Below are 1,922 nucleotides of genomic sequence, written 5' to 3'. Positions count from 1 at the left end.
CCCCTGGCTACCAGTGCCGTGTGAGATGGGTAGTAATGTTCAATCAGATTTTATAACCTAAATATCACTATTCCGTTACATCAAACAGGTTATTATGGTCAGATGCTACCATGATTGACCTGTTTTTTTGTAATTCCTAGACCATACTTTTACTGCTGAGTTTGGAAAAGGAGGAAGTTGATTGTGTCTGTTTCAGCAATAATTCTAGCACCACAAAACGAATATGAACAACATTTCAGTATTCCAATAGCTACACAATATTTCTTTGAAACATACTGGATACTTGCATTTGAGTCAATAAATACGAAGTGGATTGTGGGTATTAGGTATGGAATTGATGTCACAAAAGAAGATGCTGTTTGTTTGATACATGAACTTAGTTTACTTAAAGAATGGGCACGAAGAAACTTACAGGGTGAGGTGCAAGAACAAATGCTATCCAGAATTGAACTTCTTGCAACTAAGCTTCCTACGGCTTTTCAACGAGGAGATGCTGTGGTTTTTATTGGGTGAATAGATTAATCCATTGATGGTATGTTTCTACGACTTGATTTATTAAATTTTGGGAATGATGGAGGGAAGAAATGAGTGATAATAAAGTAAGCATACTGTCTGAAAAGTTCGAGAATGAAAAAACTGGTGAACAAGTCGAAGGAATAACGATTATGATAGATGGTAAATTAAAAAACATGTTAGACATAATCATTGAAAAAGAGGGCGGATACAATAACTATACAGAGGTAATTAAAGATATAGTATTTGCTGGCATAAATCAATTTGTTGAAAAGCACAAGAGATAGAACCCCGCTTAGGCACTGTACCTCTTTTTGTGAAACCTTGATAGGCTTCATGCCTTTCAAGGTTTTTTCATTGGTGGGAACCCGTCTAAAAATGCTCATGATAAAACTAATCCTACAGCTCCAAATACGACTGATCCATTCCCAGGATATGATTCGGATCTGATTTTATTAAACATAAGTGATGATGAATCGACTATTAAAGTTTTGAGGTGAAGAAATGTATTTGGATAAGGCTTTACAAAGAATAAATTGCAAAAATTGGAATGTAGTTGGGTCAAATCCGTCACAGTCAGATACTCATTTAGGCTATGAGTTTTTGAGAAGATTAGCACAGTTCTTTAAAGAACAATCACAAAAGCCAGTACCGCCTTTATATGCAAATATAGCAAAATTACTAGGTGATGAAGAAGTAGTAGTTATTTCGGATTATTGCAACAAGGAAGCAATCGAATTTCTAGATGATCAAAAGTATGTTGGCAAAGTATTCGGATATTATTTGCAACTTGCGAAATATACTGATAAAAATCCTGATGCACAGATATACTTAGATGTATATGACCCTCTAATTAGAATTATTGAAAGAGGTGGTCTATTTATTCTTAAACTTCTGGAATTGGACATAGTTGCCAACCTCCCGTTAAACGGATGGTATGAAAGGTTTGTAGAGAAGGAAGCTATCGATATTGAAAATCTATAAGACGGTAGGGCTACCCATTGCCGAATGAATCCACCATTTAACTAATATCACATATTGCTCATGTAATCCAGCCTGCGCAATGAGCACCACCAATTAGTGGGCTCGGATAACGAAGTCAAGCAAATTCAATTTAGATGGAACATTAAGGGCTTTATCGACCAATAAAAGGGGGAGATGGTTTGGAGAATCTTGAAATTGTATTGGAAAATTTAGGGAAATATCAATTAGACAAGTTTGTTTTTGATGAACTTAAAATTAACTCATATGAAGTTAAATCATCTCATTTCTTTGATAGCAACAGGCAAGAAGATATTGAATTTCATCAAATTAAAAGTTTAGAGGAGATACTATCACCAGTTGGAACTGGAAATGTACTTCTCGAACAAATAGAAATAGGAAGTATCTTAAATGACGTGATGATAATA

General features: G+C 34.9%; 3 protein-coding genes and 1 pseudogene. All 4 read left to right on the top strand.

The genetic code is table 11. The annotated features are described in order from the left end of the window. The first annotated feature begins 183 nt into the window (after positions 1-183). Positions 184-513 carry a hypothetical protein gene (locus CHH67_RS25585; RefSeq protein ID WP_095268191.1) on the top strand — a complete coding sequence of 110 codons (330 nt, stop codon included), beginning with the start codon at positions 184-186 and terminating at the stop codon, positions 511-513. Positions 514-584: 71 nt separating this feature from the next. After that, on the top strand, positions 585-800 hold the full coding sequence (locus tag CHH67_RS25580; protein ID WP_095268190.1) for a hypothetical protein: 216 nt from the start codon (positions 585-587) through the stop codon (positions 798-800). 217 nt (positions 801-1,017) lie between these two features. Further along, a complete protein-coding gene (locus CHH67_RS25575; protein WP_095268189.1) occupies positions 1,018-1,497 on the top strand; it encodes a hypothetical protein in 480 nt (159 codons plus the stop codon). Positions 1,498-1,676: 179 nt separating this feature from the next. After that, positions 1,677-1,922 (top strand): annotated as a pseudogene (locus CHH67_RS25570) (hypothetical protein); the annotation flags it as partial.

The organism is Paenibacillus campinasensis, assembly GCF_002272015.1.
Taxonomy (GTDB): Bacteria; Bacillota; Bacilli; order Paenibacillales; family Paenibacillaceae; genus Paenibacillus_AQ; species Paenibacillus_AQ campinasensis.
This window is presented reverse-complemented; position numbering and strand designations above follow the sequence as displayed.

Coding starts and splice junctions, on each gene's coding strand:
- CHH67_RS25580 (WP_095268190.1), top strand. CDS start 585: ATGAGTGATAATAAAGTAAGCATACTGTCTGAAAAGTTCGAGAATGAA.
- CHH67_RS25575 (WP_095268189.1), top strand. CDS start 1,018: ATGTATTTGGATAAGGCTTTACAAAGAATAAATTGCAAAAATTGGAAT.